This window comes from Leuconostoc sp. LN180020 (assembly GCF_014844115.1).
In the GTDB taxonomy this organism is placed as follows: domain Bacteria; phylum Bacillota; class Bacilli; order Lactobacillales; family Lactobacillaceae; genus Leuconostoc; species Leuconostoc citreum.
The window spans coordinates 384,386-407,635 of record NZ_CP039736.1 but is presented as its reverse complement, the minus strand read 5'-3'; the positions used below and the strand labels follow the sequence as shown (position 1 = coordinate 407,635).

Sequence of the window (23,250 nt, the reverse complement as noted above, 5' to 3'; positions counted from 1 at the left end):
TTTAAAATAGTTTACAAATGTGAGTGTTTTACACTTGTGTTATAACACTGATGTGGTATAATTATTGTTGTAAAGGAGATGTGGAAAAATGACAAGAAGCATAAACTTTATCAACCGCAGTCACGTTCGTGTCCGCGGACAAACATTAAGTTGGAGTAAACGATGATGAGATTTGATATTAAGGCGTATTTGGATGATAATTCGCTAACAATTTATAGAGTAGCGAAAGATTCTGGTTACGGCTATACAACGATTCACAAGTCGTTTAACAAGACGCAATCGGATGCAACGAGTTTAAATGTGAGAGACTTAGATGCCTTAGCAAAAGCGCAACACAAAGCAATGTGGGAGGTTCTTCGTGATCTCGAACGATTGTATTTTGACTCCGATCAGCACAAGTAATCAGTTATGTTTATCATATTTTAAGGGATGAGTGATAACTGATGAGCACATGTAAAAAGGGGATTTTAACACATGGCAAATAATAACTTTTTTAACGATCCATTTGGATCAGATATGAATGACATTTTTAACAACATGATGGGCAACATGAATGGCTATAATAGTGAAAACAGACGTTATCTTATCAACGGTCAAGAAGTCACACCTGAGCAATTTGCCCAGTATCGTCAGAGTGGTCAGTTACCACAAGGTGGTCAACAAGGGCAAGTTTCTGGGAATGGTCGAATGACTGCCCAACAATCAGGTCAACCTAAGCAAGAAGGTATGTTGGCAAAGCTAGGACGTAATTTGACTCAGGAAGCACGCGATGGATTGCTTGACCCAGTCATTGGTCGTAACAAAGAAATTCAAGAAACGGCAGAAATATTGGGCCGCCGTACAAAGAATAATCCTGTTTTGGTTGGAGATGCTGGTGTTGGAAAAACAGCCGTTGTTGAAGGCTTAGCCCAGGCAATTGTTAATGGTGATGTGCCAGCAGCGATTAAAGACAAGGAAATTTATTCAATTGATATTTCAAGTTTAGAGGCTGGTACGCAATTCCGAGGTGCCTTTGAAGAAAATATTCAAAATTTGATGAAAGAAGTTAAGGCAGCTGGAAACGTTATCTTATTCTTCGATGAAATTCATCAAATTCTAGGTGCCGGCTCAACAGGTGGTGAAGATGGTGGTAAAGGATTAGCAGATATTATCAAGCCAGCATTGAGCCGTGGTGAAATTTCATTAATTGGTGCAACGACGCAAGACGAGTATCGTAATACCATCATGAAGAATGCAGCATTGGCACGCCGCTTCAATGAAGTAACCGTTAATGCGCCATCTGCAAAAGACACGCTAGAGATTTTGAAGGGAATTGCTGCTTTATATGAGAAGCATCATCATGTATCACTCCCTGAAGAAGTCTTAAAGGCGGCTGTAGATTATTCTGTACAATATATTCCACAACGTTCATTACCAGATAAGGCAATTGACCTGTTAGACATGACAGCCGCACATTTAAGTGCTAAGAATCCTGTGACTGACAAGGTCAGTCTGGAAAAAGCATTAAGTGAAGCCAAAGCAAAGCAAGACAAGGCTGTAGCAGAAGAGGACTTTGAAGCAGCCTTAAACCAAAAGAATCGTATTGCAGAGTTGGAAAAGAAAATTGCTGGCGCTGATGAAGCCACAAAGGTTGTGGCAACAACAAATGATGTGGCGGAATCCGTTGAACGCTTGACTGGTATTCCTGTATCGCAAATGGGCGCTTCTGATATTGAGCGCTTAAAGACAATCGGTCAGCGTTTAGCTGGTAAAGTTATCGGTCAAGATGAAGCGGTCAACATGGTTGCACGTGCTATTCGTCGAAACCGTGCTGGATTTGATGAAGGAAATCGTCCAATTGGTAGTTTCTTATTTGTGGGACCAACAGGTGTTGGAAAGACAGAGTTAGCTAAGCAGTTAGCATTAGATATGTTTGGTTCGAAAGAAAATATTATCCGATTGGACATGTCAGAATATTCTGATTTAACAGCTGTTTCTAAGTTAATTGGTACAACAGCAGGTTACATTGGTTATGATGATAATAGCAACACACTGACAGAAAAAGTTCGTCGTAACCCATATTCAATCGTGTTATTAGATGAAATTGAAAAAGCTAATCCGCAGGTATTGACTTTGCTATTACAAGTGATGGACGATGGCCGCTTGACTGATGGTCAAGGAAATGTTGTCAACTTTAAGAACACAGTCATTATCGCAACATCAAATGCCGGTTTTTCAGACAAGCGTGAAGGTGATTTGATGTCGCGTTTGGCACCTTACTTCCGTCCTGAATTCTTAAATCGTTTTAACGGTGTCATTGAGTTCTCAGCTTTGACTAAAGATGATTTGAAGCAAATTGTTGATTTGATGTTGGATGATGTAAATCAAACGTTAGCCAAAAAGGAATTGACATTGCAGGTCTCAGAAGCAGTTAAAAATCATTTGATTGAAGCTGGTTATGATGAAGCGATGGGCGCACGACCATTACGCCGTGTTATCGAACAACAAATTCGTGATCAAGTAACTGACTTCTACCTCGATAATCCTGGTGAGAAGCATTTGAGTGCCGATCTAGTTGATGGTAAAGTAGTTATTTCGGCAGTGATTGATAAGTAATTAATTAAGCAGTATATGTGGCTGATAGACAGTTTGTCTATCAGTTTTTTTGTGTTAAATCTTAAAAATCCGCATGTTATAATGGATGAATTACGATTAAAGGGTACGATGATGATTATTCAACATGCAATACTACATATTTTGGATACCAATACTGGCAGTTTAATTGCGTCACAAGGTGAAATGGCTTTAGATGGCGCCGGAGTTCAAGATTATATTGAACAAATAGTGAAAAAAATTTATGCAGGGGATGTCAAAAAAGGCACCTTAACGGCGCATGACTATCTTGCAACAATGTTAGATAACGCCGATTTTTCAGATATGACAACGCAATTGGCCAGCAAAATGTTTGATATTATGTCTGGTCAAGATGCGATACGGCCGGGAGATATATTAAGTTTTTTGGCAACAACAGATGATGGTCCTTTATTTGGTTTGATAAAATTAAATTTCTCACCCCGCTATGCTCATGTTGTGGCATATCAAGATAACCAAATGATCAATAATTTGGTATTAAATCAGGCGGTCTTACCAGCAGCAACGCAGACAGTTGATGAAGCAATTTTAGTTGATTTAACAACACAACAATACCATTTATTGGAGAAAAAATACCTTATTGATGGTCATCGTGTCGCTTACTTTTCTGAGAAGTTCTTAGCCATTCAGCCTGAGACATCTGTAAAAGAAAATATGCAGACGATTAAGCGTACTGTTAAAAATATTGCTGACAAATATGATGATTTACCAGCGCATGAAGTATTAGCCAAAACACAGGAAGTGATTTATGATGCCTTAGAATCTGGACAATTAGACACAAATACTATTGCGGAAAAAGTGTTTTCAGACAATTTGACTGCTAAAATGCAATATCAAGAAAAAATAGCGGCACAAGTAATCGATAAAACGATTGCCATTGAAAATAAAGAAAAGTATCAGAAAAAGTATCGCACACAAAAATTTAAGCTGGATTCTGGTATCGAAATTTCTATTCCTATATCAGTTTATCAAGATCCGTCAAAGGTCGAATTTGTGAACAACGTTAATGGGACAATGTCCTTAGTGATTAAAGATATTGAAAGTGTTTTCAATAAGTTTACGGTCTAGTTAGCTTAGATCAGAAAAATTTGAGATGTTACTGTTATAATGGACGTAACGAATTCAGGAAAGGAAGTGCACATTGTGAATGTGCACGATAAAAAAATGCCATATCAAGATTCTTATGTTGCCAAAATTCGGACTTACGTTGGACATGACTTTGAATTAGTTATGCCAACAACTGATGTTGTCATTGAAAATAGCCAAGGTGAGTTACTCATGATTTATAATCGTGATTTTGATGGTTGGGCGTTTCCCGGTGGCTATGTCGAACCAGAAATGGCTTGGCAAGAAAATGCAGCTCGTGAAGTGTTAGAAGAAGCAGGCATTCATGCAAAGCCTGAACAACTTAACTTGATTGGCGCCATCTCAGGAAAAAATTTTGTCGCACATTATCCTAACGGGGATGTCGCTAAGCTGTATACGAATATCTTTCATTTAACGCATTGGGAGACAGAAGAGGCAGCTATTGATGATACAGAGATTGATGCCAAACAATGGATGTCACTCAAAACAATTGAACATAAGCATCTAACGTTTTCTGGACAGGCAGTTTATCGTTTATACCGTCAGTATCAAGCGACGAAACAAGTGCAAATGTTAACGCTTGATTCTGATTTGCAAAGATTTTTAGACGCGCAGAACGGTCAAATTGTTGGGGTTAGTGATTATGAAGCAGCCCGCGACGAATTGGCTCATGGTTTAAAACAAACACACTGGATGTGGTTTGTTTTCCCACAGTTGCGCGGATTAGGTAACAGCGAACGTGCAATTTTTTATGGCCTTGACGGTGTCAAAGAAGCACATGAATATCTGGCGCACCCACAACTCAATGAACGACTAGCAGCATTAATAAAAGTGACGTTAGCATTGCCGAAGAGTGATCCAGTCGCTTTATTTGGACAAGTTGATGCGCAAAAGTTTCAAGCCAGTTTAACGTTGTTTAACTATATTTCGCCTGATGCTAGCTTGTTCCAATCGGCTTTAGACAAGTATTTTAATGGCCAGCAACATGTAGCAACACTTGAATTATTAACAAAATAAAAAGCAACGTGTGTTTGATAAGCCACGTTGCTTTTTTAAGCGCCTGTATAATCTGGTGCTAATTTGTTTACTGGTGGTGTGAATTCGCGCATTGCTTCTGCTAAATGGACAAAATTTGTCACTAAGCGATGATTCGGTGCTTTGGTACCATGCTTCTCAGCCAAGTCAGCAATCCAACCATTGATATAGTCAACTTCTGTGGGGCGCCCCTTGACAAAATCCTGATACATAGAAGGGAAATGTAGAGGGTTAGCAACGTTAGAAACGTAATCAACTTGTGCAACCATTTCATCACGTGTCTCAATGAGTTTAATGCCAGCCGCTTCGGCTGCATCATAAGCTTCGTTAATGAGTGGTCGGGCAATGCCTTCTAAAAAGCCATCATAAGCCATCAATTGACCCATACGTGATTGAAACATTGTGGCAATAGAATTCTCGACAGCGTTGAAAAAAACTTTTGTTAGTAATGTTCCCATGAAATTTTCAGTATAACTGGGATTTAAATGGGCCGCCTGAAAATCAACTAAAAGGTTATCCATGACCTGTGAAGGTTGCTCAGTCAGATTAGCGTAGACAGATGATCCGGCACTTTCAGCCCCCATAAAGTCCACATCGCCAAAATCATTGAGTACGGTGGCAATCATTGCTGTACCGCCAATGATGTGTTCGTCGTCAAAGTATTTTTGTAATTTTTCAATATGGCCCATACCATTCATAGCACCCAGTGCTGTTTGGCCAGCTTTAAATTTAGGTGACAAACGTTCTAATGTCTCTTGTAACTGCATTTGTTTCATGAAAAATATCCATACATCCGGCTCACCAGTGTAATCTTCTGGTGAGAAAATATTAATTTTAATTTGATGACGTTCTTGGTGATCACGCGATTTCCAGACCTGATTATCTTGTGCGCGAATTTTATCTAAACTCGCCTGAGTCGGCTCAATAAAGTCGACAGCGACACCAGCGTTTTCTTGAAGGAGAATACCATACCGCAACCCCATCGCACCTGCGCCAACTACTGCATATTTCATAGTATGAATCTCCTTAACTTTTAATGATATTATTCTAATCTTTATCACATTTTAAGTCAAGGGTTAGTCCAAACCTTAAGGCTATGAAGTTGATTAATTTTCACGTATAATAATACTTATAGTGCATTTTGCACGTTTCAAATAAAGGAAGTTCATATGTCTAAAGAAATATATTTAACAGGCGATCGTCCAACAGGAAAGTTACATATTGGGCATTACATCGGTTCATTAAAAAATCGTGTTATCATGCAAGATTCTGGTGCATATGACCCTTTTGTCATGATTGCTGACACCCAAGCTTTCACAGACAATGCTAGAAATCCTGAAAAAATTCGACAATCATTGACAGAGGTGGCATTAGACTATTTAGCGGTCGGCATAGACCCGGCAAAAACAACAATTTTTGTTCAGTCACAAATCAAGGGGTTATTTGAATTAACAGAATATTTTATGAACTTGGTTTCGGTTGCACGGTTGCAGCGTAACCCAACGGTTAAGTCCGAAATTGCCCAAAAAGGTTTTGGTGAAAGTATTCCTGCCGGCTTTTTGACTTATCCCGTTTCACAGGCTGCTGATATCACAATCTTCCGTGCGACTAAGGTGCCAGTCGGTGATGACCAAGAGCCAATGATCGAACAGACTCGTGAGTTAGTACGTGCTTTTAACAATGCTTATAATACAGATGTTCTTGTCGAACCAGTCGGTGTATTTCCACCCAAAGGGCAGGGGCGATTACCAGGTATAGATGGTAATGCTAAAATGTCTAAATCATTAGGAAATGGGATTTATATTTCTGACGATGCCGACACATTGGTAAAGAAAGTGAAAGCCATGTACACAGATCCGCGCCATATCAATATTGCTGATCCAGGCCACGTGGCAGGCAATGTTGTCTTTACTTATCTTGATATTTTCGATCCAGATAAGCAACGCGTTCAAGATTTAAAAGATCACTATACAGCTGGTGGTTTAGGCGATATGAAGCTTAAAAAGCACTTGATTGATGTTATGGAAGCAGAAATGGGACCGATTCGCGCGCGCCGTGAAGTATTTGCAAAAGACATACCAGCAGTTTTGTCTATGTTGGCAGAAGGATCAGAACGTGCCAATGCTGTGGCAGAAAAGACTATGAAAGATGTTCGTCACGCCATGGGTGTTGATTATTTTAACTAAAAAGCCACTTGATTTAGCAAGTGGCTTTTTTTTATTGTGTTGTTTTTGGGGTGGTTGTTTCATTAGCGTTATTATCTCCGGCTGGTCTTAAGGATGTAGCTATACCAGATAGGTTTGCTGGTACTTCGCCACCATATGGTAAGCCTGTCTTGGCTGCTTGTAGACCCAGTGCCTTTCTTGCTAAATCAGTGACACGTTGTTTTTCATGTTGCGGAATGACTTCATAAGAAACATTATTACCTTCTGCATCAGGATAACTCTCACCAACACCTTGCATGTGTTCTGTGACAATGTTATTTTTAGCTTTGATATATTTGCTAGCCATAGTTGTCATATCACCGAAGGTCAGATCAGTACGTACGTTTTTAGAAATGGTTGACATGAATTTATCATTCAACAGATTAGAAATATTCGCTGATTTCTTAATTAAACCTTCTAGGACTAAACGTTGACGTTGTTGACGACCATAATCACCATTAGGATCGTCATAACGCATTCTTGAAAAGGCAAGAGCAGCATCGCCATCCATAGTTGCTCGTGAGGCTGACCAAGTCTTACCATTGTCATCAGAGTGTTCAAATTTAGTGCTGTCTTTATGGAAACGATAAAGATTGGGCCCATAATCATGGGCAGTTTCTTGGCTGTATGTAAAATCAATCGGGGACTTAACCGAAATGCCACCAACCTGGTTAACCATATTTGATAAACCGCCCATGTTGACTAAGGCATAATAATCAATTGGAATATTCAAAAAAGATTCGACAGTTTTAATGGACGTTGCGGTGGCGCCATAGGCGTACGCGGCATTCAATTTTTGAGGAAAAGTATTTTCATAACCGACAATCGATACCATGGCATCGCGTGCCAATGAAATAAGGGTTGTTTTCTCGGTTTTAGGGTTAATAAGCAACAACATCATCGAGTCGGTGCGCCCACGATAGGTACGTCCCAATTCACCTGTATCTGTGCCATATAGCAAAATCGAAATAGGACGGCCACTTTTAATAACATCTGAGACATCACGTGATTTTTTTAAACCAGCACCAGCATATGATTTATCAAGTGCACCTTTGGTGTTATGGATGGCTTGCCAAGCAAATAGACCAATAACGAGGACAATAACGGTAATAACTGCAAAAATAATGTTACGTAGCCTATGACTAGGGGCAGAATAACGCTTAGAACGTGAATCATTTTTGGGATCCATGATTTTCTCCTGGTAGTTAATTTTGGCCAATAAACATGGCAAGCATGAGGATGAAAAGAACAATTGTGGTGATTGTAACATATTGCCAATCTTTTATTGTATAAAAGGCATAAATAGAGGCTAACACGCGTAAGATAGGCGTTAAAATCAATAACAACAAGCCAAACATCATGATGGCGCCGGGTTTGAGTTGCACAGCAGCAACAATTAATGTATTGAATTGCTGTGGCCAATGATTACCTGATAGGCCGGTTTGTGCATTTGATAAGAGATAATATACAAAGCCAACCAGCATAATACTAACTGATATGACGACACCAATACGCAGGGTGACGCCAATTTGACGCTCAATATTTTTTTCTTTTTGTTTATCAAACATTGCTGTACTCCTTAATACAATGTTATGTTACAGGCCTTTAATAATAACTGGATACCAGCTAAACCAACAACCGGAATAAACAATTGGCGTAAGTGTCGTGTGGAGACATGGGGCATCATTCTTGCGCCAATGGTTGCGCCAACAATAATACCTAGTGCTATTGGGACAGCAATATCAGCTCGGATAGTACCGTTGAAAAAGTAAACCAAGGCACTAGCAGAGGCAGTGACACCCATCATTAAATTAGAAGTCGCACTGGAAGGCTTGAGTGGCATTTTCATGACAGAATCCATGGCAAAAACTTTAAACATACCAGAACCAATGCCTAACAAGCCAGACGCTAGGCCGGCCCACAACATAATCAGTGACCCCAAAAAAACATTTTCAACATGATAATTAATTTGCTTGCCGAGCGCTTTATCATAATAAGAAGCATTGAGTTGTAACTTGTGTGCCAGTTGGTTTGGCTTAGCCACCGTCTCAGATACTTGCTTGCCATATAATTTGCGCCACATACGAAAAGCCTGATACATTAGTAGGATACCAAAGAAAAAATTCAACCAAATTGGCGCAAAAAAGCCGGCTAAAATAGCACCCAGCAAGGCGCCGACAGTTGTAAATATTTCCAGAAACATGGCTGTGCGGATATTGAGTAAATCATCCTTTAAATAAGCAATAGATGCGCCAGAAGAGGTTGCAATGACTGCGACAATACTAGCACCGATTGCATAATGAATGGGTAGATTAAAACCAATGACTAAAATTGGTGTGACAACAATCCCACCGCCTAGTCCGAGTAAGGCACCCAAAATTCCGGCAAAAACGCCAACAGATAACATGATGATAATCGCTATAGATAAAGACACCTTTATGATACCGTCACTTAATTATTTTTTATTGTGTACATTGTATATAATGGTACAATTACTGTGATAAATAAACAAGAGAGTTAATGAAATGTTAATCCAGCCAGACAGATTAAGAAAATTATTGATTGTTGTTTTTAGTGTGTTGTTCTTAGTGTTAGCTATACAAGTCCGCTTTGACATGTTGTTCGTCCACGTATTAGATAATGGTGGCACATTAGTGATACAAAATTTGTTACCACATGCCTTGGCAATTTGGGTGGCTTTGGGTGGCCTTTTTGCACATTATTGGGTCATTGTCCTATTGAGCATAGGGTTAGCGTTATTTTTCAAGGCTATTAACTATCAAATTGCGATGTGGTGGTTTCTCATCACACAGTTTGCTGTGTTGCTATTAACAGGCGTATTATCACTTATACTCCAAGTCTATTGGTCAAATGGTTTAAAAATTGGGCCGATGATGCCGGATTTATTACTTGTTTGGTGGCTACAATTTTTGGCTGTGATTGTGGCTATCATTTTACCCAGAGTGTGCCAACACCAAAGAACACGTGTCATTATCACAACAGTTACTGTTGTGTTCTGGTTACTGATCTTGTTAGCACGTATGAAGTTTGCTGACATGCCACTGTCAAGTGGTATGGGTGCTTTATTCTTTGGTTATTTTTGGTGGCAATTGAGTGAACAACAATATCGTAAACGAGCCCAGCATTGGCGTTCTGTGTTGGAAATTGACACACAAATCTAAAGATGATATGATATTCAAGTTATCAAAGAGGTTGCAACCAACATGATTAGCGCAAATGAGTTCGCCAAGAACTGTGACTTTGCGTCAAAGGGGCGGTTGCCGAAATATCATTTAAGGCAGAATGATATTGGGCTAACAACTAATACTTGTTAGACTGTCACAGTGATGTGGTGTGCTTTGAAAAGTTACGATACAATGACTTTTTAAACCTCTTTCTATATAAGAAAGGGGCTTTTTATTTGCCCCGACAGGGAGATTTTTATGGCAGAACATAATGGTGAAATTAAACGTAATCTGAAGACGCGTCATGTGTCAATGATTGCGTTAGGTGGTTCAATAGGGACAGGGTTGTTCGTTGCTTCTGGGGCAACCGTGGCACAGGCTGGGCCATTCGGTGCGATTGTTGCTTATCTAGCAATTGGTGTAATGGTTTACTTTTTAATGACAAGTTTGGGAGAAATGGCAACATATTCACCTACATCAGGGTCATTTTCAGATTACGCAGGAAAATACGTTGATCCAGCATTGGGATTTGCTATGGGATGGAATTATTGGTTCAACTGGGCGATTACGCTAGCAGTTGATATTGTGGCGGTTGGTCTAGTATCGAAATTTTGGTTTCCGCATACACCGGCATGGATATTTTCTGCAGTCGCATTAATTCTTATCTTTTTAATCAATTTATTCTCTGTGGGTGCTTTTGGTGAAGCTGAGTTTTGGTTATCAATGATTAAGGTGATTACAATTATTGCCTTTCTGATTGTTGGTGTAGCAACTATTTTTGGTGTGATTCACTCAGATGTTAATGTGATGAAAAATCTTTCTGTTGGTAACCATGGTTTTGTTGGCGGACCACAGGCTGTATTATCAGTGTTTGTAGTGGCAGGTTTTTCCTTTCAAGGTACGGAGTTAATCGGGATTACGGCTGGTGAGGCACAAGATCCTGATAAGTCAGTTCCCAAAGCGATTAATCAAGTATTTTGGCGTATTTTGCTATTTTATATTTTAGCAATTTTTGTTATTTCAGCATTAGTTTATTATCAAGATCCGCGCTTACTCAGCTCATCAACGGAAAATGTGGCTGTGTCGCCTTTCACGATTGTCTTTAAAAATGCTGGAATTGCCTTTGCCGCTAGTTTAATGAATGCGGTTATTTTGACATCGATTGTCTCTTCAGCTAACTCGGGCTCATATGCCTCAACACGAATGTTGTACGCTATGGCACGTAAGGGGGAGGCACCTAAGATTTTTGCCAAAGTTTCGACACGTGGTGTACCGGTGTTTGCCTTGCTATTGACGACAGTTATCGGATTATTAGCGTTTATTTCAAATACAAAAGGTGGTTCTGTTGCCTACACATGGTTGGTAAATGCTTCTGGGTTAACTGGCTTCATTGCTTGGGTTGGCATCGCCATTTCACATTATCGTTTCCGTAGGGCTTATGTGGCCCAAGGAAAAGATTTAAACGCTTTGAAATATAAAGCGAAGTGGTTCCCGTTTGGCCCACTATTTGCGCTTGTGATTTCAATCGGGGTGATTATCGGTCAAGATCCAGGTAGTTTTACGCATTTGAATTGGGAAAAAATAGCTGTTACTTATCTCTCTGTACCGCTATTTGTCATTTTGTACTTTGGTTACAAAATAAGATATAAAACAAAAATGATTAAATTAGAGGCGGTTGATTTAAAACAACATCGCTAATGTCTTAAAGCCAGTATATGACTGGTTTTTTTATTGCTTTATTTTGTCAAGCAATGTTGTATTAGAATTTCAGTCATACGACTGCTATAATGGAACCACGAATAAATCAGTCGATAAGGTATCTGCCAATCAGGAGGACAAAATGGGACCTTTATTTATGTTATGTATCAACTTACTAGCGACGTATTTTGTTTTTTGGACGATTCGGCCGATTAACTTTGCTAAATTCATGCCCTACACACCAAAACAAGCGACTTTTTTAAAGGTTTTATTGTCAATTGCTATTGGTTATTTGGTAGCTAGTTTCTTTATTGCTATGACAAATTGGGTTGTTGCTTTGCCAAGTTCACTATTGGGAAAATAACAAAAAAGGGAACAAATTATGGTATAATTGACTAGATTATGTAGATAATTTGGTACATTTGTGCCCCTTTATAAAAATAAAAATGCTGGAGAATAAACATGGCAAAAGATATTGGCATTGACTTGGGAACAGCCAATGTTCTCATTTATGTAGAAGGTAAGGGCATCGTTTTGAATGAACCTTCTGTTGTTGCAGTAGATGATAAAACAGATCGTGTGTTGGCCGTTGGCTCGGAAGCTTATCGAATGGTTGGGCGTACACCGGGCAACATACGCGCCGTGCGTCCTTTGAAAGACGGTGTGATTTCTGATTTTGATGTTACTGAAGCAATGCTAACCTACTTCGTTGACAAATTAAATGTTAAGGGCTTCATGTCTAAGCCTAACATTATGATTTGCGCACCAACAAATATTACTGAAATCGAACGAAAAGCAATTATTCAAGCTGCTGAAAAAGCTGGGGGCGCTAAAGTCTACTTAGAATACGAACCAAAGGTTGCGGCTGTCGGTGCAGGATTAGATATTTTCAAACCAATCGGATCGATGGTAATTGATATGGGTGGTGGTACATCAGATATCGCCGTCCTCTCACTTGGCGATATTGTTGTGTCTGAGTCAATTCGTATTGCCGGTGACAAGATGAATTTTGATATTGTTGGTTACTTAAAGCGCCGTCACAATTTAATTGTCGGAGAGCGTACGGCTGAAACTATTAAAATTCAGATTGGTTCAGCGTTGCCTGTCGATGAACCTTTGACAATGGAAGTCCGCGGTCGTGATAATTTTGAAGGTATGCCAAAAACTATTACGATTAACTCAAACGAAGTCGAAGAGGCATTACACGATACGCTACAACAAATTGTCCGTGCCGCACACTCTGTCTTAGCAAAGTTGCCACCTGAATTAGCAGCTGACATTATTGATCGCGGTATCATGTTAACTGGTGGTGGCGCACTTTTGCACGGCATGGATCAATTGCTTTCTGATGCGCTAGAGGTGCCTGTCGTTGTCTCTGATTCACCACTTGATAATGTTGCTAAGGGTGCCGGGGCATTATTAGAACATATGAAATCAAGCCATAAGGGATTATAAAATGCGAAAAAAAAATCAAAATTTTAATGTTGAGCTAATCGATAACGATGGTCAGACACAAGTATTGATTGACAATAAACAAATTGGGTATGTTATAGCAAGTGACCGTGGCTTCTCAGGTTATTTTGGTAAGCAAGCTGTTATTAATCAAGCAAAAACACAAGATGAAGCAATACAAGCTGTTTTATCCAGTTTTAATCTCTATCAGTAAAATAGTTAAAAAAGCCCTTATCATCTTTTGTGATAAGGGCTTGTACATAGGTGAGGGGACATCAATATGCAAAATATACCATCACGCCAAATCAGTAACCGAACGTCAGGTTCAGAACTTGATTGGGGTATTATTTTATCGTTACTGCTACTCATGATTATTGGTTTGAGTTCAATTTTCCAAGCGTCGTTACACGCACAGTATGGCACAATGCAGTTAGCACTGCGTACCACAATTGTACAAGGCGCCTTCTGGATTATTGGTGCGATTATTATCGCTTTTTTGTTGCGATTTGATGCATCACAGTTATGGCGATTAGCACCAATCGCTTATGGTCTGGGTATATTTCTATTAATTGCTGTGCTTATTTTCTATGATCGTTCAATGGCAGCTTCTACAGGTGCCAAATCATGGTTTGTCTTTGGCCCTGTGTCTTTTCAGCCGACTGAAGTGGTTAAACCTGCTTTCATTTTAATGCTTAGTCGTGTTGTGGTACAACATAATCGCCTGTATGAACACCATAATGTTAAATCTGATGCAATCTTGTTAGGTAAGATGGCGTTATGTTTTCTACCAATCGCTGTGCTTATTTTATTACAGCCTGATTTGGGAACGTTACTAGTTTTCATTGCTATTTTAGGTGGTGTTGCTTTAGTTTCGGGCGTAACTTGGCGGATTTTAGCTCCTGTAATAGCGTTAGCATCAACAATAGGCGCGACACTTTTGGCACTCGTTCTTTCACCCACAGGAAAAGTTGTTTTGGATGCCCTTGGCTTCAAGTTATACCAATTTGATCGTATTCAGACATGGTTGCATCCCGATCAAGACACTTCTTCAAAGGGTTATCAAACATATCAAAGCTTGAAAGCAATTGGTTCGGGACAGTTAACGGGGCAGGGTTTTGGCCATCTTAAAGTTTATGTGCCAGTCAGAGAGTCTGATATGATATTTTCGGTAATTGGTGAAAGTTTTGGTTTCGTTGGTGGCACGTTGTTAATTGTATTATACTTTGCCTTAATCTATCGGTTAATTAGAGCAACATTTAGGGCACAAAATGCGTTTTATGCCTATATTGCAACAGGCGTTGTCATGATGGTTGTCTTTCACGTTTTTGAAAACATCGGTATGAGTATTGGTTTGTTACCATTAACGGGTATTCCACTACCATTTATTTCACAAGGTGGTTCTTCTCTTTTGGGTAATATGATTGGTGTCGGACTGATTTTAACCATTGGTTACCAACAGCAAAACACAACCTTTACGGAATCGACAGGTTTTTCAGTTTAATGGATAAATTAGAAAATTTACGCACACAATTTATAGCCATACAGCAAAAGACACGTGCAGGTGATATATTTCAGTCAATCGGCGAGGTGCTTAGCGACACTTTAACTCAAGTTAAAGTTCAGCCAAAAACGCCAGTTCAGTTACCAGAAAATGGTGACGATGCATTGGCAAAAATGAAAGCCTACAGTCAACGCTTAGATAATCACAGAAGTGGTGATGGTTTAGATATGGTTTCAGATGCAGATTTGCATTTAGCAGCAGCACAGTTAGCGAATCCATTGCCAAAGTATCGTGATACTGGTGCGTTCTTTTTTCTAAGTGATGTGATACAAAATGACTTATTATCTGATGAGCAAATGCGGTGGCTGACATCGTACTTGATTAGTGATGATGTGCTATTTTCACACATTTTCGAACCAAATAATGCGGCAATTTATCAACGCTCTTTTAGTATCTTAGTGTTGTCATTATTACTTTTTAAACAAAGAACCAAGTCAGCTTTTATGGCGCCACAACAGTTGGCAATTGTCATTAACCAAATTGCTTTGTACGTTGCAATAGAACGTGATACGCGTGGCTTTATTGGCACGAATGGTTGGGCACACGCCTTTACTCACATAGGCAATGCAGTTGCTGAGGTACTCATGATGCCACAGTTACTGCGAGCAGACAAGCTATTTTTACTAGCAAGTATGCTGGCTGGTTATCGTGAATTGCAGCAGCCTCTCAATATGGGTGAAACAGAGAGACTGGTTGAAGTGACCATGTATAGCGCTAATGCGCACCCTTTGTACCATGATTATATTTTATTAACACTTAAATTATGGCGCAAAGATTTGGTTACCCGTCAGCCACCACAAAATGAGGGTCGGTGGCATCAAATGTACAATCGCGCGCGCTTCTTTAATGCCATTATTTTACGAGGCAAGGATAATGTGCCTGAAAAAATATTTAACTATGTTTCCGAGACACGAGACTTTCTGACATAATAGGGTATTTCTTGATTAATATTACTTTGTTTTGATATAATAAAATTTGGAGTGAAAGAAAATGACAAAAAAACATGTTGCTTTAATATTCGGTGGAAATTCTTCAGAACACGATGTTTCTAAACGTTCAGCACAAAACTTTTATGATGCTATTTTAGCGACAGGCAAATATCGTATAACGGTTTTTGCTATTGCCCAAAATGGTTATGTGCTTGATCCAGAAAGATCAAAGCGCATTTTGGCTTTGGAAGATGAAAGGCCAATTGTTGCAGACTATATGACGACAGTTGATCAGCAAGACCCATTAAGCCGTATCAATGCTTTGCGTGCGGCTGGTGATTTTGATATTTTCTTCCCTGTTGTTCATGGTAACTTAGGCGAAGATGGCACATTACAAGGGTTGTTCAAGTTGCTCAACAAGCCATATGTTGGAGCGCCTTTGCGCGGGCATGCCGTTAGTTTTGATAAAGTATTAACCAAAGAATTATTAACTGTTAATAATATTCGCAATACAAAATACATTGTGGTTGATGAAAAGACAGCAAAAACATTAACTTGGGCGCAAGTTGTGAAAGACCTTGGTGACGTTGTCTTTGTTAAAGCGGCTAATCAAGGCTCATCCGTTGGCGTATCACGTGCTAAAACGGCAGATGAGTTTGAGGCTGCATTAACGGACTCATTCCAGTACGATTATAAAGTATTGATTGAAGCGGCTGTAAAGGGACCACGTGAACTTGAAGTTGGTGTGATTGGGAACGAAGACCCTATTGTGTCTGAAATAGGTGCCCATCATGTACCAAATCAAGGCGATGGCGATGCATGGTACGATTACAATAATAAATTCGTTGATAATTCAAGTGTGCAGTTTGAAATTCCAGCTAATCTGCCAGATGCTGTTACTGCTGAAGTAAAAGATATGGCTTTAAAAGCTTATAAAGTACTCGATTTAAGAGGTGAAGCACGTATGGACTTCTTATTAGATGAGAATAATGTACCATATCTTGGCGAACCAAACACCTTACCTGGTTTTACAAACATGTCACTATTTAAGCGCCTGTGGGATTATTCAGATATAGATAATGTTGAGTTAGTCGATAAATTGATTGATTATGGCTTTGCTGAATTTGAAAAGAATGCACAATTAAGTTATGAATTTGTTAGTCTAGGTGAAGAAAAAATAGGGAAGTTTAACTAATGGTAAAAAACAATAGAAACGATAGTTTTGATGGTAAGGCAATTCGCGCGGCGCGAAAGAAAATGCATTTATCGCAAGTAGAGTTAGCAGAAGGCATTACAACACAAGCCACCATTTCTCTTGTTGAAAATCAAAATCGTGTACCAAACGCTGATGTTTTATTGGCGATACTCGATCGTTTAAATTTAGATATTTCTGAATTTGTTTCGGGTGACTTTTTAACACAAAAAGCCAAAGAATTACTTGGCAAAGTTGTGTTAGAAATGAAACATGATGCCTTGTCCGAGTTTGCTGAGTTTGAAAAAGCTTTAAGTCAAAATGCACCAACGCTACAAGCTTATTATATTTTAAAAGCTGCAGATGCTTGTCACAATAAAAAAGACTTTGCTGAAGTCGTACACTATGCTGACCTGGCAGTTGATACCAGAACACCATCATTAGGTGATTTTTATACATTCTATGCTTACCGTCAAATGGGCACCAACTATTACTTGCAAGGTGATATTGAAGCAGCGAAGGAAAAATTTGAGTACGCATTTGAACTAGAACCTAATTTGTTGACTGCGGGTGATATGGAATTCCATGGTGCATTACAAGGCCGGCAATATTATGCTGAATTTTTGATTGCACAGAATGAATTGGATAAGGCAGCTGATTTGTTGACTGAGGGGTTAGAAATTTTACGTAAGCGGGTTGATCTATTCTGGGTGCCTGACTTGAGTGAATTATTAGCACAAGTTGAAGAAAAGCGTGGTAATCACGAAGCTGCACAAAAACAGATTCATTATGCTCATGTTGCTGCCTATTTGTCAAATTGCCAAAAAGCAGAAGCACGTTTAGCTCAGTTGGATACAATTAAGTTCTAAAAAAAGGTCTCACATTGTGTGAGACCTTTTTTTAGAGCTTAATTAATCAAAATTAACCACGTACGACTAGTACGTCAACTTTTGCTGTACGCGTGACAAATTCTGTTACTGATCCAATAACAAGACGCTCAACAGCGTTCAAACCAGTTGCACCGATAACGATGATATCAGCACTAACTTCATTTGGGACTTCTTTAGCGATTAGTGTTTTAGGTGAGCCATACTCAATGAGATAGTCCACATTCTTGACACCCGCATCAAGTGCTTGCTGCTTGTACTTTTCAAGACTCTTACGTGTTTCATCTGATACAGCTTCAACCATAGTATCATCAAAGCTAGCCACATTTTGAAATGCGCGTGTATCAATGACATTTAAGATTGACAAAACACCGCTTTCACCGGCGTCGTTGGCTAACTCAATGGCACGTACAAGTGCAGCTTCTGATTCTTTTGAACCATCCATGGGTACTAAAATCTTGTTGTAGTTTGCTGTCATGATCGTTCTCCTTAAGTCTGTTTATACACTAAGTATAACGCTTACATTGAAAAAATAATAGTCTTTTTCAATTTTTGCAATCATTCTTTCAAAAAAAGCGCTCACATGATGTGAACGCACGGGTTAAACCCGGAATACTCTTGATACCGTTAATCGCTACGCAGATTTTCCTCGAATTTATCGAGGTGGATGGTTCATCAAGATTGTCAGATTACCAAATGAGAAGGCAGATCTTCTAAGTCAAGAATTCCCAACCGAAATATAAAGGTTGTAAGGAAAAAGCTGATAATGTAGCAATGCGTATATCTGAGTAATTCATAATATATTATAACGCAAAAATTCGGGTATCACTAGTCTTGACAAAATGAAAAGCAGCAGTGTGTCAGGAGTCTAATCCGTCACGCTGGGATTTTTTTAATGTTTGATAAACGTCGCTGAACGCTTTTTCAATTTTTGAATTACCTTTAGGACTAAAATACTGTGTCTGGCTAATTTTTTCTGGTAAATATTGTTGTGGAACCCAATCATTGTCAAAATCATGAGGATAGATATAACCTTTGCCATGACCGAGTTCAGCGGCACCTTTGTAATGTGAATCCCTAAGATGATCTGGCACATCACCTGTTTTACCGGATTGGATGTCGCTAAGTGCCTTATCAATGGCTAAATAAGCAGCGTTGGATTTAGGTGATAACGCTAATTCTATAATGGCATTGGCTAAGGGAATGCGTGCTTCTGGCAAGCCAAGTGATTGAGCAGATTGGATAGCTGTGACAGCATGTTGCACAGCAGTGGGGTTGGCCAAACCAATATCTTCATAAGCGATAACAGTTAATCGCCGAGTTAAGATAGGTAAATCACCAGACTCTATGATACGTGCAGCGTAGTGCAATGCAGCATCTGTATCAGATCCCCGAATTGATTTTTGCAAAGCAGATATCACGTCATAATGCGCATCACCATCTTTATCAGCAAACATCGCCTTTCGCTGAACAGTTTCTTCAATGACTGGTAACGTAATGTGAATTGTCTTATCCTTTGCTGTTGGTGTGGATAAAACAGCCAGTTCTAAACCATTGAGTGCACTACGCAAATCACCATTTGTTGCTTGTGCCAAATGATTCATTGCGTCATCTGTTAGCGTCACTTTGTATTTGCCTAAACCATGTGTGTCATCTTTTAATGCACGATGGACTGCACTTTTAACGTCATCTTCAGTTAAAGGCGTCACTTGGAAAATTTGTGTTCGTGAGCGTATTGCTGGCGTGACGTTGATATAAGGATTTTCAGTAGTTGCACCAATTAAAATAATGGCGCCTGATTCCAGATGTGGTAATAAAAAATCTTGTTTTACTTTGTTTAAACGATGAATTTCATCTAGTAACAAGACAACAGTACCAGACATTTTAGCCTCTTCAGCAACAATCTGTAAGTCCTTTTGGCTATCTGTTGCTGCATTTAGCACACGAAAAGCATATTTAGATGAACCGGCGATTGCTGAAGCAATTGATGTTTTTCCTGTTCCTGGGGGGCCGTATAAAATCATTGAACTTAAGCGTTTAGCAGCCACCATACGCCAAATGATTTTACCAGAGCCAACAAGATGCTGTTGGCCAACAATGTCTTCAATTTTATTTGGGCGCATACGATAAGCAAGTGGTTGCTGCATAGTCATTTTTCATATTGAGTAAACAAGTTGAAGTCTATGATTGACATGCTTCAAGATAGTTTCTCAAATGCCTTTCTTTAGTGAACTAGTCTAGATAAATATTATTGACGTTGACAGCTGTATCCGCTGCCAGTAAAACGGCAATCGGGTCGGTTACTTGATTTTTAACAGTAACATCAGATAACACAGTAAATGGATGATGTGTTTTGGTTGCTAAACTGACAAATGTTGGAAAATTATCAGTGGTGAGGGTTTGGTCAATTAAGACTTTTCCGGTTGAATGTTTGGTTAATATCTTTTCAAATTGAGACTGGATAGTTTTATCGGTTAGCTGAGATACTTTTATTGCTGCAATGACACGTTCACGAAAAGTACCCAAGTATCGACGTTGTTCGTCGGGGTTGATTTTAGGCTGACCACCTAATTGTTCTTGTTGCAGGCGTTCATTGATATCCATAGATTTTTATTCTCCGATACGTTGTAGTACTTCTATTATACGTTATGATTAAATAACATGACAAACAAAAGAAAAACGCCACCCAAAGGTGACGTTTCAACCAGAATCAGATTAAGTATATTAACCCAAACGGTTGTAGTATTCGACGATCAAAGCTTCGTTAAGGTCGGCATCTAATTCTTCACGTTCAGGTAAGCGAACGAGTGATCCTTCAAGCTTTTCAGCATCAAATGATACGAATTGTGGACGTGCAACAACTGATTCAACAGCAGCTTGGATAGGTACAATGTTTTTTGACTTATCGCGTACTGAAACAACTTGACCAGGGGTAACGTTGTATGATGGAATATCAACACGCTTACCATCGACCATGATGTGACCATGGTTAACCAACTGACGTGCTTGTTGACGTGTTGTTGCAAAACCAAGTCGATAAACAAGTGAATCCAAACGTTGCTCCAACAAGATCATAAAGTTAGTACCGTGAGTACCTTTACGAATCTTACCCGCCTTGTTAAACAAAGCGTGGAATTGACGTTCTGTCAAACCGTAAGTAAAACGCAACTTTTGCTTTTCGCGCAACTGCATACCATATTCAGAAATCTTAGCGCGGCGTCCGGCACCGTGATCGCCAGGCGCGTATGCGCGACGTGACAATTCTTTACCAGTACCTGACAATGAAACACCCAAGCGACGTGAAATGCGCCACTTTGGACCTGTATAACGTGACATGTATATGTCCTCCAAAATGTATTTTGTCGTACATTTGAGGGTAAGTACCAGATGCGTGCAGCGCCTAACTTGACGTTTCTCAGAACCAGTAGCTATGGCCTTACTAACGATTTGGGGCGTTGTTGACGCGCTTCTTTACTTACTGCTACTCAATTAACAACTTCTTTTAATAATAACAGAAACTAGACAGCATAGCAAGTTATTAAGAAAAGTGTAAACGAGTTGAGATTTGGCAAAAAAGACAGTCTGTTACTGTATAACCAAGGCACAGCGTGTTAGAATTGGGTTATCAATAAAAATGGGATAAAAACACATGAATTTAACTATATTAGCTATTATTTTAGGTATCGTTATTATTGCTTACTTAGCAATTTTTGCGATGCAACGAACTACAATTAAAAAAGTCAATGTTTTCAAGCTCAGAAAAGAACAGCTAGCGTCTTTGAAGGTACGCGAGGAGTTAGTTGAAGGGCGGAAGTTATCATTAACTGGACAGTCCTTAAAAGAGTATCAGAATCTTGAAAGACAGTTTAACGACGTTAAAAACAATAAGTTCTTAAAAATTGATCAACAGGCTAATTTAGTATTATTTGAAGCACGGGGTATTAATTTTATTAAAACGCGTCATGAATTGGCACGTTTGGAGGCGATGGTCAACGAAACGGAACAAACAATCAGTGATGTCCGAAAAGGGTTAACCGAGCTCAAAAAAATTAATGAAGCGCATCGTGAAGCAATCAATGATTTAAAGAAAAAATATGACGACTTGCGCAAACGATTATTAGCTGAAAACTTCAAATTTGGGCCAGCAAACGCAGGGTTAGATAAGTTTTTGTCACAACTAGAAGCCGACTATGATGAATTCACACGTTTAACTGAAGATGGGGATCACGCAACAGCATCCGATATATACGAACAGCTAGCCATGGAAACCACACAAATGGAAAACATGATGGCAGACATCCCGGACCTGTTTGATAAAGTAGATAGGGTCTACGTTGAGCAACTCAATGAATTGTCACAGGGGCATTCTGATTTAGTTGCGCAAGGTTACGTTTTTCCAAACGATACAATTAATCAGGAGCTTAATGCTATTGATGACCAACGTCAGCAAGTATTAAAGTTGCTCAGTGAATTAAAGTTAAAAGAAGTTTCAGAACAAAATGGTTATATCGAAAGACGAATTGAGACACTCTACGATATGATGGAAACTGAAATGACGGCGCGTCAGCAAGTAACTAAACACGCGGACCAACTATCATCAGATTTGTTGCGGTTACGTGAGCAAAATAGTACATTGGCGATTGAATTAGATCGCTTAGGCCAAAGTTTCCAATTCAACAATAGAGAAATTGAAATGCGCCGGACGCTTTTAGAACAAATTAATGCGGCTGAAGAACAAGTTAACCATAATGATGATTTGCTCGAATCTTCAGAAATGTCCTTTAGTGAATTACAGGCTAAGCAAGAAAAGTTACTGGCACATGTTTCTGAAATAGAGGCACAACAAATAGAGATTTGGGATAAAATTTCTGGACTTGAAAAAGCGCAGCGTTCTGCAAGACAATTTGGTGGACAATACCAACAAGATATTGAAAACATCAAGCATGCTGTTGAACGTATGAACTTACCCGGACTACCTGCCAGTTATTTGGAGTATTTCTTTGCAGTATCGAATGAGCTGGAGAGATTGGCTAAATCACTACAAGCGACATTGGTTAACATGGACGAAGTTCAAAGACAGCTTAATATTGTTTCAGCAGACATCGATACCTTGAAAGAAAAAACTGATAAAATTGTTGATCAAGCTAATTTAACTGAGCAGTTACTTCAATATGCTAATCGTTATCGCGCTACTAATGAGCGGGTGGCAGCTGCGAGTGAGCAGGCGCGCATGTTTTACGAGCGTGATTATAACTTTGATAAGGCGATGGATGTTTTGGGACCGGCACTTGATAGTGTGGAACCTGGTGTCTACGAAAAGTTAGTAGATGCCTATATGCGTCGTAAAACGCCACTATTATAAATAAACTGAGTTTGATATATATTAAAAG

23 protein-coding genes and 1 riboswitch are annotated in these 23,250 nt (G+C 39.3%); of the genes, 15 read left to right on the top strand and 8 right to left on the bottom strand.

Features of this window, described 5'->3' with window-relative positions:
• Positions 1 to 165 precede the first annotated feature (165 nt).
• From FAZ25_RS02130 to FAZ25_RS02115, 4 genes are all read left to right on the top strand, one after another.
• The gene (locus FAZ25_RS02130; RefSeq protein ID WP_036058316.1) at positions 166 to 402 is read left to right on the top strand and encodes a hypothetical protein; all 237 of its coding nucleotides are present in this window, start codon (positions 166 to 168) and stop codon (positions 400 to 402) included.
• A gap of 72 nt (positions 403 to 474) precedes the next feature.
• On the top strand, positions 475 to 2,595 hold the full coding sequence (locus tag FAZ25_RS02125) for an AAA family ATPase (RefSeq protein ID WP_040189783.1): 2,121 nt from the start codon (positions 475 to 477) through the stop codon (positions 2,593 to 2,595).
• A 111-nt stretch (positions 2,596 to 2,706) separates the two neighbouring features.
• On the top strand, positions 2,707 to 3,699 hold the full coding sequence (locus FAZ25_RS02120; RefSeq protein ID WP_040189795.1) for a nucleoid-associated protein: 993 nt from the start codon (positions 2,707 to 2,709) through the stop codon (positions 3,697 to 3,699).
• Positions 3,700 to 3,795: 96 nt separating this feature from the next.
• Positions 3,796 to 4,734 carry a DUF1810 family protein gene (locus tag FAZ25_RS02115; RefSeq protein ID WP_036058314.1) on the top strand — a complete coding sequence of 313 codons (939 nt, stop codon included), beginning with the start codon at positions 3,796 to 3,798 and terminating at the stop codon, positions 4,732 to 4,734.
• A gap of 35 nt (positions 4,735 to 4,769) precedes the next feature.
• Here the strand turns inward: FAZ25_RS02115 and FAZ25_RS02110 are convergent, their stop codons facing one another.
• Positions 4,770 to 5,765 (bottom strand): ketopantoate reductase family protein, encoded by a 996-nt coding sequence (locus tag FAZ25_RS02110; RefSeq protein ID WP_040176544.1) that lies wholly within the window; start codon positions 5,763 to 5,765, stop codon positions 4,770 to 4,772.
• Between the two features lie 156 nt (positions 5,766 to 5,921).
• Here FAZ25_RS02110 and trpS point away from each other — a divergent pair, with 156 nt between their 5' ends.
• A complete protein-coding gene (gene trpS / locus FAZ25_RS02105; RefSeq protein WP_004905875.1) occupies positions 5,922 to 6,938 on the top strand; it encodes a tryptophan--tRNA ligase in 1,017 nt (338 codons plus the stop codon).
• A 31-nt stretch (positions 6,939 to 6,969) separates the two neighbouring features.
• Here trpS and FAZ25_RS02100 read toward each other — a convergent pair whose 3' ends face one another.
• Genes FAZ25_RS02100 through FAZ25_RS02090 form a run of 3 tightly spaced genes read right to left on the bottom strand, consistent with a single transcriptional unit; the run spans position 6,970 to position 9,363 of the window.
• Positions 6,970 to 8,145, bottom strand: a complete 1,176-nt coding sequence (locus tag FAZ25_RS02100) for an LCP family protein (RefSeq protein WP_004905873.1) — start codon at positions 8,143 to 8,145, stop codon at positions 6,970 to 6,972.
• A gap of 16 nt (positions 8,146 to 8,161) precedes the next feature.
• Positions 8,162 to 8,524, bottom strand: a complete 363-nt coding sequence (locus FAZ25_RS02095; RefSeq protein ID WP_004905871.1) for a DUF1634 domain-containing protein — start codon at positions 8,522 to 8,524, stop codon at positions 8,162 to 8,164.
• A gap of 11 nt (positions 8,525 to 8,535) precedes the next feature.
• Positions 8,536 to 9,363, bottom strand: coding sequence for a sulfite exporter TauE/SafE family protein (locus FAZ25_RS02090; protein WP_220457263.1), 828 nt, complete (start codon positions 9,361 to 9,363; stop codon positions 8,536 to 8,538).
• 118 nt (positions 9,364 to 9,481) lie between these two features.
• Between FAZ25_RS02090 and FAZ25_RS02085 the strand changes: the two genes are divergently transcribed.
• The 9 genes from FAZ25_RS02085 (at position 9,482) to FAZ25_RS02045 (ending at position 17,842) form a co-directional block, all read left to right on the top strand.
• Positions 9,482 to 10,138, top strand: coding sequence for a hypothetical protein (locus tag FAZ25_RS02085; RefSeq protein ID WP_040189785.1), 657 nt, complete (start codon positions 9,482 to 9,484; stop codon positions 10,136 to 10,138).
• A gap of 17 nt (positions 10,139 to 10,155) precedes the next feature.
• Positions 10,156 to 10,324, top strand: a riboswitch (Lysine riboswitch).
• Positions 10,325 to 10,399: 75 nt separating this feature from the next.
• A complete protein-coding gene (locus tag FAZ25_RS02080) occupies positions 10,400 to 11,839 on the top strand; it encodes an amino acid permease (protein ID WP_004899508.1) in 1,440 nt (479 codons plus the stop codon).
• 142 nt (positions 11,840 to 11,981) lie between these two features.
• The gene (locus tag FAZ25_RS02075) at positions 11,982 to 12,203 is read left to right on the top strand and encodes a DUF1146 domain-containing protein (protein WP_004899507.1); all 222 of its coding nucleotides are present in this window, start codon (positions 11,982 to 11,984) and stop codon (positions 12,201 to 12,203) included.
• A gap of 98 nt (positions 12,204 to 12,301) precedes the next feature.
• The gene (locus FAZ25_RS02070; RefSeq protein WP_004899505.1) at positions 12,302 to 13,294 is read left to right on the top strand and encodes a rod shape-determining protein; all 993 of its coding nucleotides are present in this window, start codon (positions 12,302 to 12,304) and stop codon (positions 13,292 to 13,294) included.
• A gap of 1 nt (position 13,295) precedes the next feature.
• Positions 13,296 to 13,505 carry a DUF2969 family protein gene (locus tag FAZ25_RS02065; protein WP_004899504.1) on the top strand — a complete coding sequence of 70 codons (210 nt, stop codon included), beginning with the start codon at positions 13,296 to 13,298 and terminating at the stop codon, positions 13,503 to 13,505.
• A gap of 66 nt (positions 13,506 to 13,571) precedes the next feature.
• A complete protein-coding gene (locus FAZ25_RS02060) occupies positions 13,572 to 14,792 on the top strand; it encodes an FtsW/RodA/SpoVE family cell cycle protein (RefSeq protein WP_004899503.1) in 1,221 nt (406 codons plus the stop codon).
• Positions 14,792 to 15,781, top strand: coding sequence for a DUF2785 domain-containing protein (locus FAZ25_RS02055; protein WP_040176546.1), 990 nt, complete (start codon positions 14,792 to 14,794; stop codon positions 15,779 to 15,781). Before FAZ25_RS02060 ends, FAZ25_RS02055 begins: the two co-directional genes overlap by 1 nt.
• Positions 15,782 to 15,842: 61 nt before the next feature.
• Entirely contained in the window at positions 15,843 to 16,976 is a 1,134-nt protein-coding gene (locus tag FAZ25_RS02050; protein ID WP_040189789.1) for a D-alanine--D-alanine ligase family protein, read from the top strand.
• The gene (locus tag FAZ25_RS02045; RefSeq protein ID WP_004899498.1) at positions 16,976 to 17,842 is read left to right on the top strand and encodes a helix-turn-helix domain-containing protein; all 867 of its coding nucleotides are present in this window, start codon (positions 16,976 to 16,978) and stop codon (positions 17,840 to 17,842) included. The genes FAZ25_RS02050 and FAZ25_RS02045 overlap by 1 nt, the downstream gene beginning before the upstream one ends.
• A gap of 52 nt (positions 17,843 to 17,894) precedes the next feature.
• Here FAZ25_RS02045 and FAZ25_RS02040 read toward each other — a convergent pair whose 3' ends face one another.
• From FAZ25_RS02040 to rpsD, 4 genes are all read right to left on the bottom strand, one after another.
• Complete coding sequence (locus tag FAZ25_RS02040) at positions 17,895 to 18,338, bottom strand: universal stress protein (protein ID WP_004903778.1); 444 nt, start codon at positions 18,336 to 18,338, stop codon at positions 17,895 to 17,897.
• Positions 18,339 to 18,720: 382 nt separating this feature from the next.
• Positions 18,721 to 20,007, bottom strand: coding sequence for a replication-associated recombination protein A (locus tag FAZ25_RS02035; RefSeq protein WP_004905858.1), 1,287 nt, complete (start codon positions 20,005 to 20,007; stop codon positions 18,721 to 18,723).
• A gap of 85 nt (positions 20,008 to 20,092) precedes the next feature.
• Positions 20,093 to 20,464, bottom strand: coding sequence for a DUF1694 domain-containing protein (locus tag FAZ25_RS02030; protein ID WP_004903774.1), 372 nt, complete (start codon positions 20,462 to 20,464; stop codon positions 20,093 to 20,095).
• A gap of 120 nt (positions 20,465 to 20,584) precedes the next feature.
• Complete coding sequence (gene rpsD / locus FAZ25_RS02025) at positions 20,585 to 21,196, bottom strand: 30S ribosomal protein S4 (RefSeq protein ID WP_004903771.1); 612 nt, start codon at positions 21,194 to 21,196, stop codon at positions 20,585 to 20,587.
• Positions 21,197 to 21,509: 313 nt separating this feature from the next.
• On the opposite strand from rpsD, the gene ezrA reads away from it, so the two are divergent.
• Positions 21,510 to 23,222, top strand: coding sequence for a septation ring formation regulator EzrA (ezrA, locus tag FAZ25_RS02020; RefSeq protein WP_004905856.1), 1,713 nt, complete (start codon positions 21,510 to 21,512; stop codon positions 23,220 to 23,222).
• Positions 23,223 to 23,250: the final 28 nt, after the last annotated feature.

Coding starts and splice junctions, on each gene's coding strand:
- FAZ25_RS02035 (WP_004905858.1), bottom strand. CDS start 20,007: ATGCAGCAACCACTTGCTTATCGTATGCGCCCAAATAAAATTGAAGAC.
- FAZ25_RS02075 (WP_004899507.1), top strand. CDS start 11,982: ATGGGACCTTTATTTATGTTATGTATCAACTTACTAGCGACGTATTTT.
- rpsD (WP_004903771.1), bottom strand. CDS start 21,196: ATGTCACGTTATACAGGTCCAAAGTGGCGCATTTCACGTCGCTTGGGT.
- FAZ25_RS02070 (WP_004899505.1), top strand. CDS start 12,302: ATGGCAAAAGATATTGGCATTGACTTGGGAACAGCCAATGTTCTCATT.
- FAZ25_RS02040 (WP_004903778.1), bottom strand. CDS start 18,338: ATGACAGCAAACTACAACAAGATTTTAGTACCCATGGATGGTTCAAAA.
- FAZ25_RS02030 (WP_004903774.1), bottom strand. CDS start 20,464: ATGGATATCAATGAACGCCTGCAACAAGAACAATTAGGTGGTCAGCCT.
- FAZ25_RS02115 (WP_036058314.1), top strand. CDS start 3,796: ATGCCATATCAAGATTCTTATGTTGCCAAAATTCGGACTTACGTTGGA.
- FAZ25_RS02055 (WP_040176546.1), top strand. CDS start 14,792: ATGGATAAATTAGAAAATTTACGCACACAATTTATAGCCATACAGCAA.
- FAZ25_RS02120 (WP_040189795.1), top strand. CDS start 2,707: ATGATTATTCAACATGCAATACTACATATTTTGGATACCAATACTGGC.
- FAZ25_RS02065 (WP_004899504.1), top strand. CDS start 13,296: ATGCGAAAAAAAAATCAAAATTTTAATGTTGAGCTAATCGATAACGAT.
- FAZ25_RS02125 (WP_040189783.1), top strand. CDS start 475: ATGGCAAATAATAACTTTTTTAACGATCCATTTGGATCAGATATGAAT.
- FAZ25_RS02050 (WP_040189789.1), top strand. CDS start 15,843: ATGACAAAAAAACATGTTGCTTTAATATTCGGTGGAAATTCTTCAGAA.
- FAZ25_RS02045 (WP_004899498.1), top strand. CDS start 16,976: ATGGTAAAAAACAATAGAAACGATAGTTTTGATGGTAAGGCAATTCGC.
- trpS (WP_004905875.1), top strand. CDS start 5,922: ATGTCTAAAGAAATATATTTAACAGGCGATCGTCCAACAGGAAAGTTA.
- FAZ25_RS02130 (WP_036058316.1), top strand. CDS start 166: ATGAGATTTGATATTAAGGCGTATTTGGATGATAATTCGCTAACAATT.
- FAZ25_RS02085 (WP_040189785.1), top strand. CDS start 9,482: ATGTTAATCCAGCCAGACAGATTAAGAAAATTATTGATTGTTGTTTTT.
- ezrA (WP_004905856.1), top strand. CDS start 21,510: ATGAATTTAACTATATTAGCTATTATTTTAGGTATCGTTATTATTGCT.
- FAZ25_RS02060 (WP_004899503.1), top strand. CDS start 13,572: ATGCAAAATATACCATCACGCCAAATCAGTAACCGAACGTCAGGTTCA.
- FAZ25_RS02090 (WP_220457263.1), bottom strand. CDS start 9,363: ATGTTATCTGTTGGCGTTTTTGCCGGAATTTTGGGTGCCTTACTCGGA.
- FAZ25_RS02080 (WP_004899508.1), top strand. CDS start 10,400: ATGGCAGAACATAATGGTGAAATTAAACGTAATCTGAAGACGCGTCAT.
- FAZ25_RS02110 (WP_040176544.1), bottom strand. CDS start 5,765: ATGAAATATGCAGTAGTTGGCGCAGGTGCGATGGGGTTGCGGTATGGT.
- FAZ25_RS02100 (WP_004905873.1), bottom strand. CDS start 8,145: ATGGATCCCAAAAATGATTCACGTTCTAAGCGTTATTCTGCCCCTAGT.
- FAZ25_RS02095 (WP_004905871.1), bottom strand. CDS start 8,524: ATGTTTGATAAACAAAAAGAAAAAAATATTGAGCGTCAAATTGGCGTC.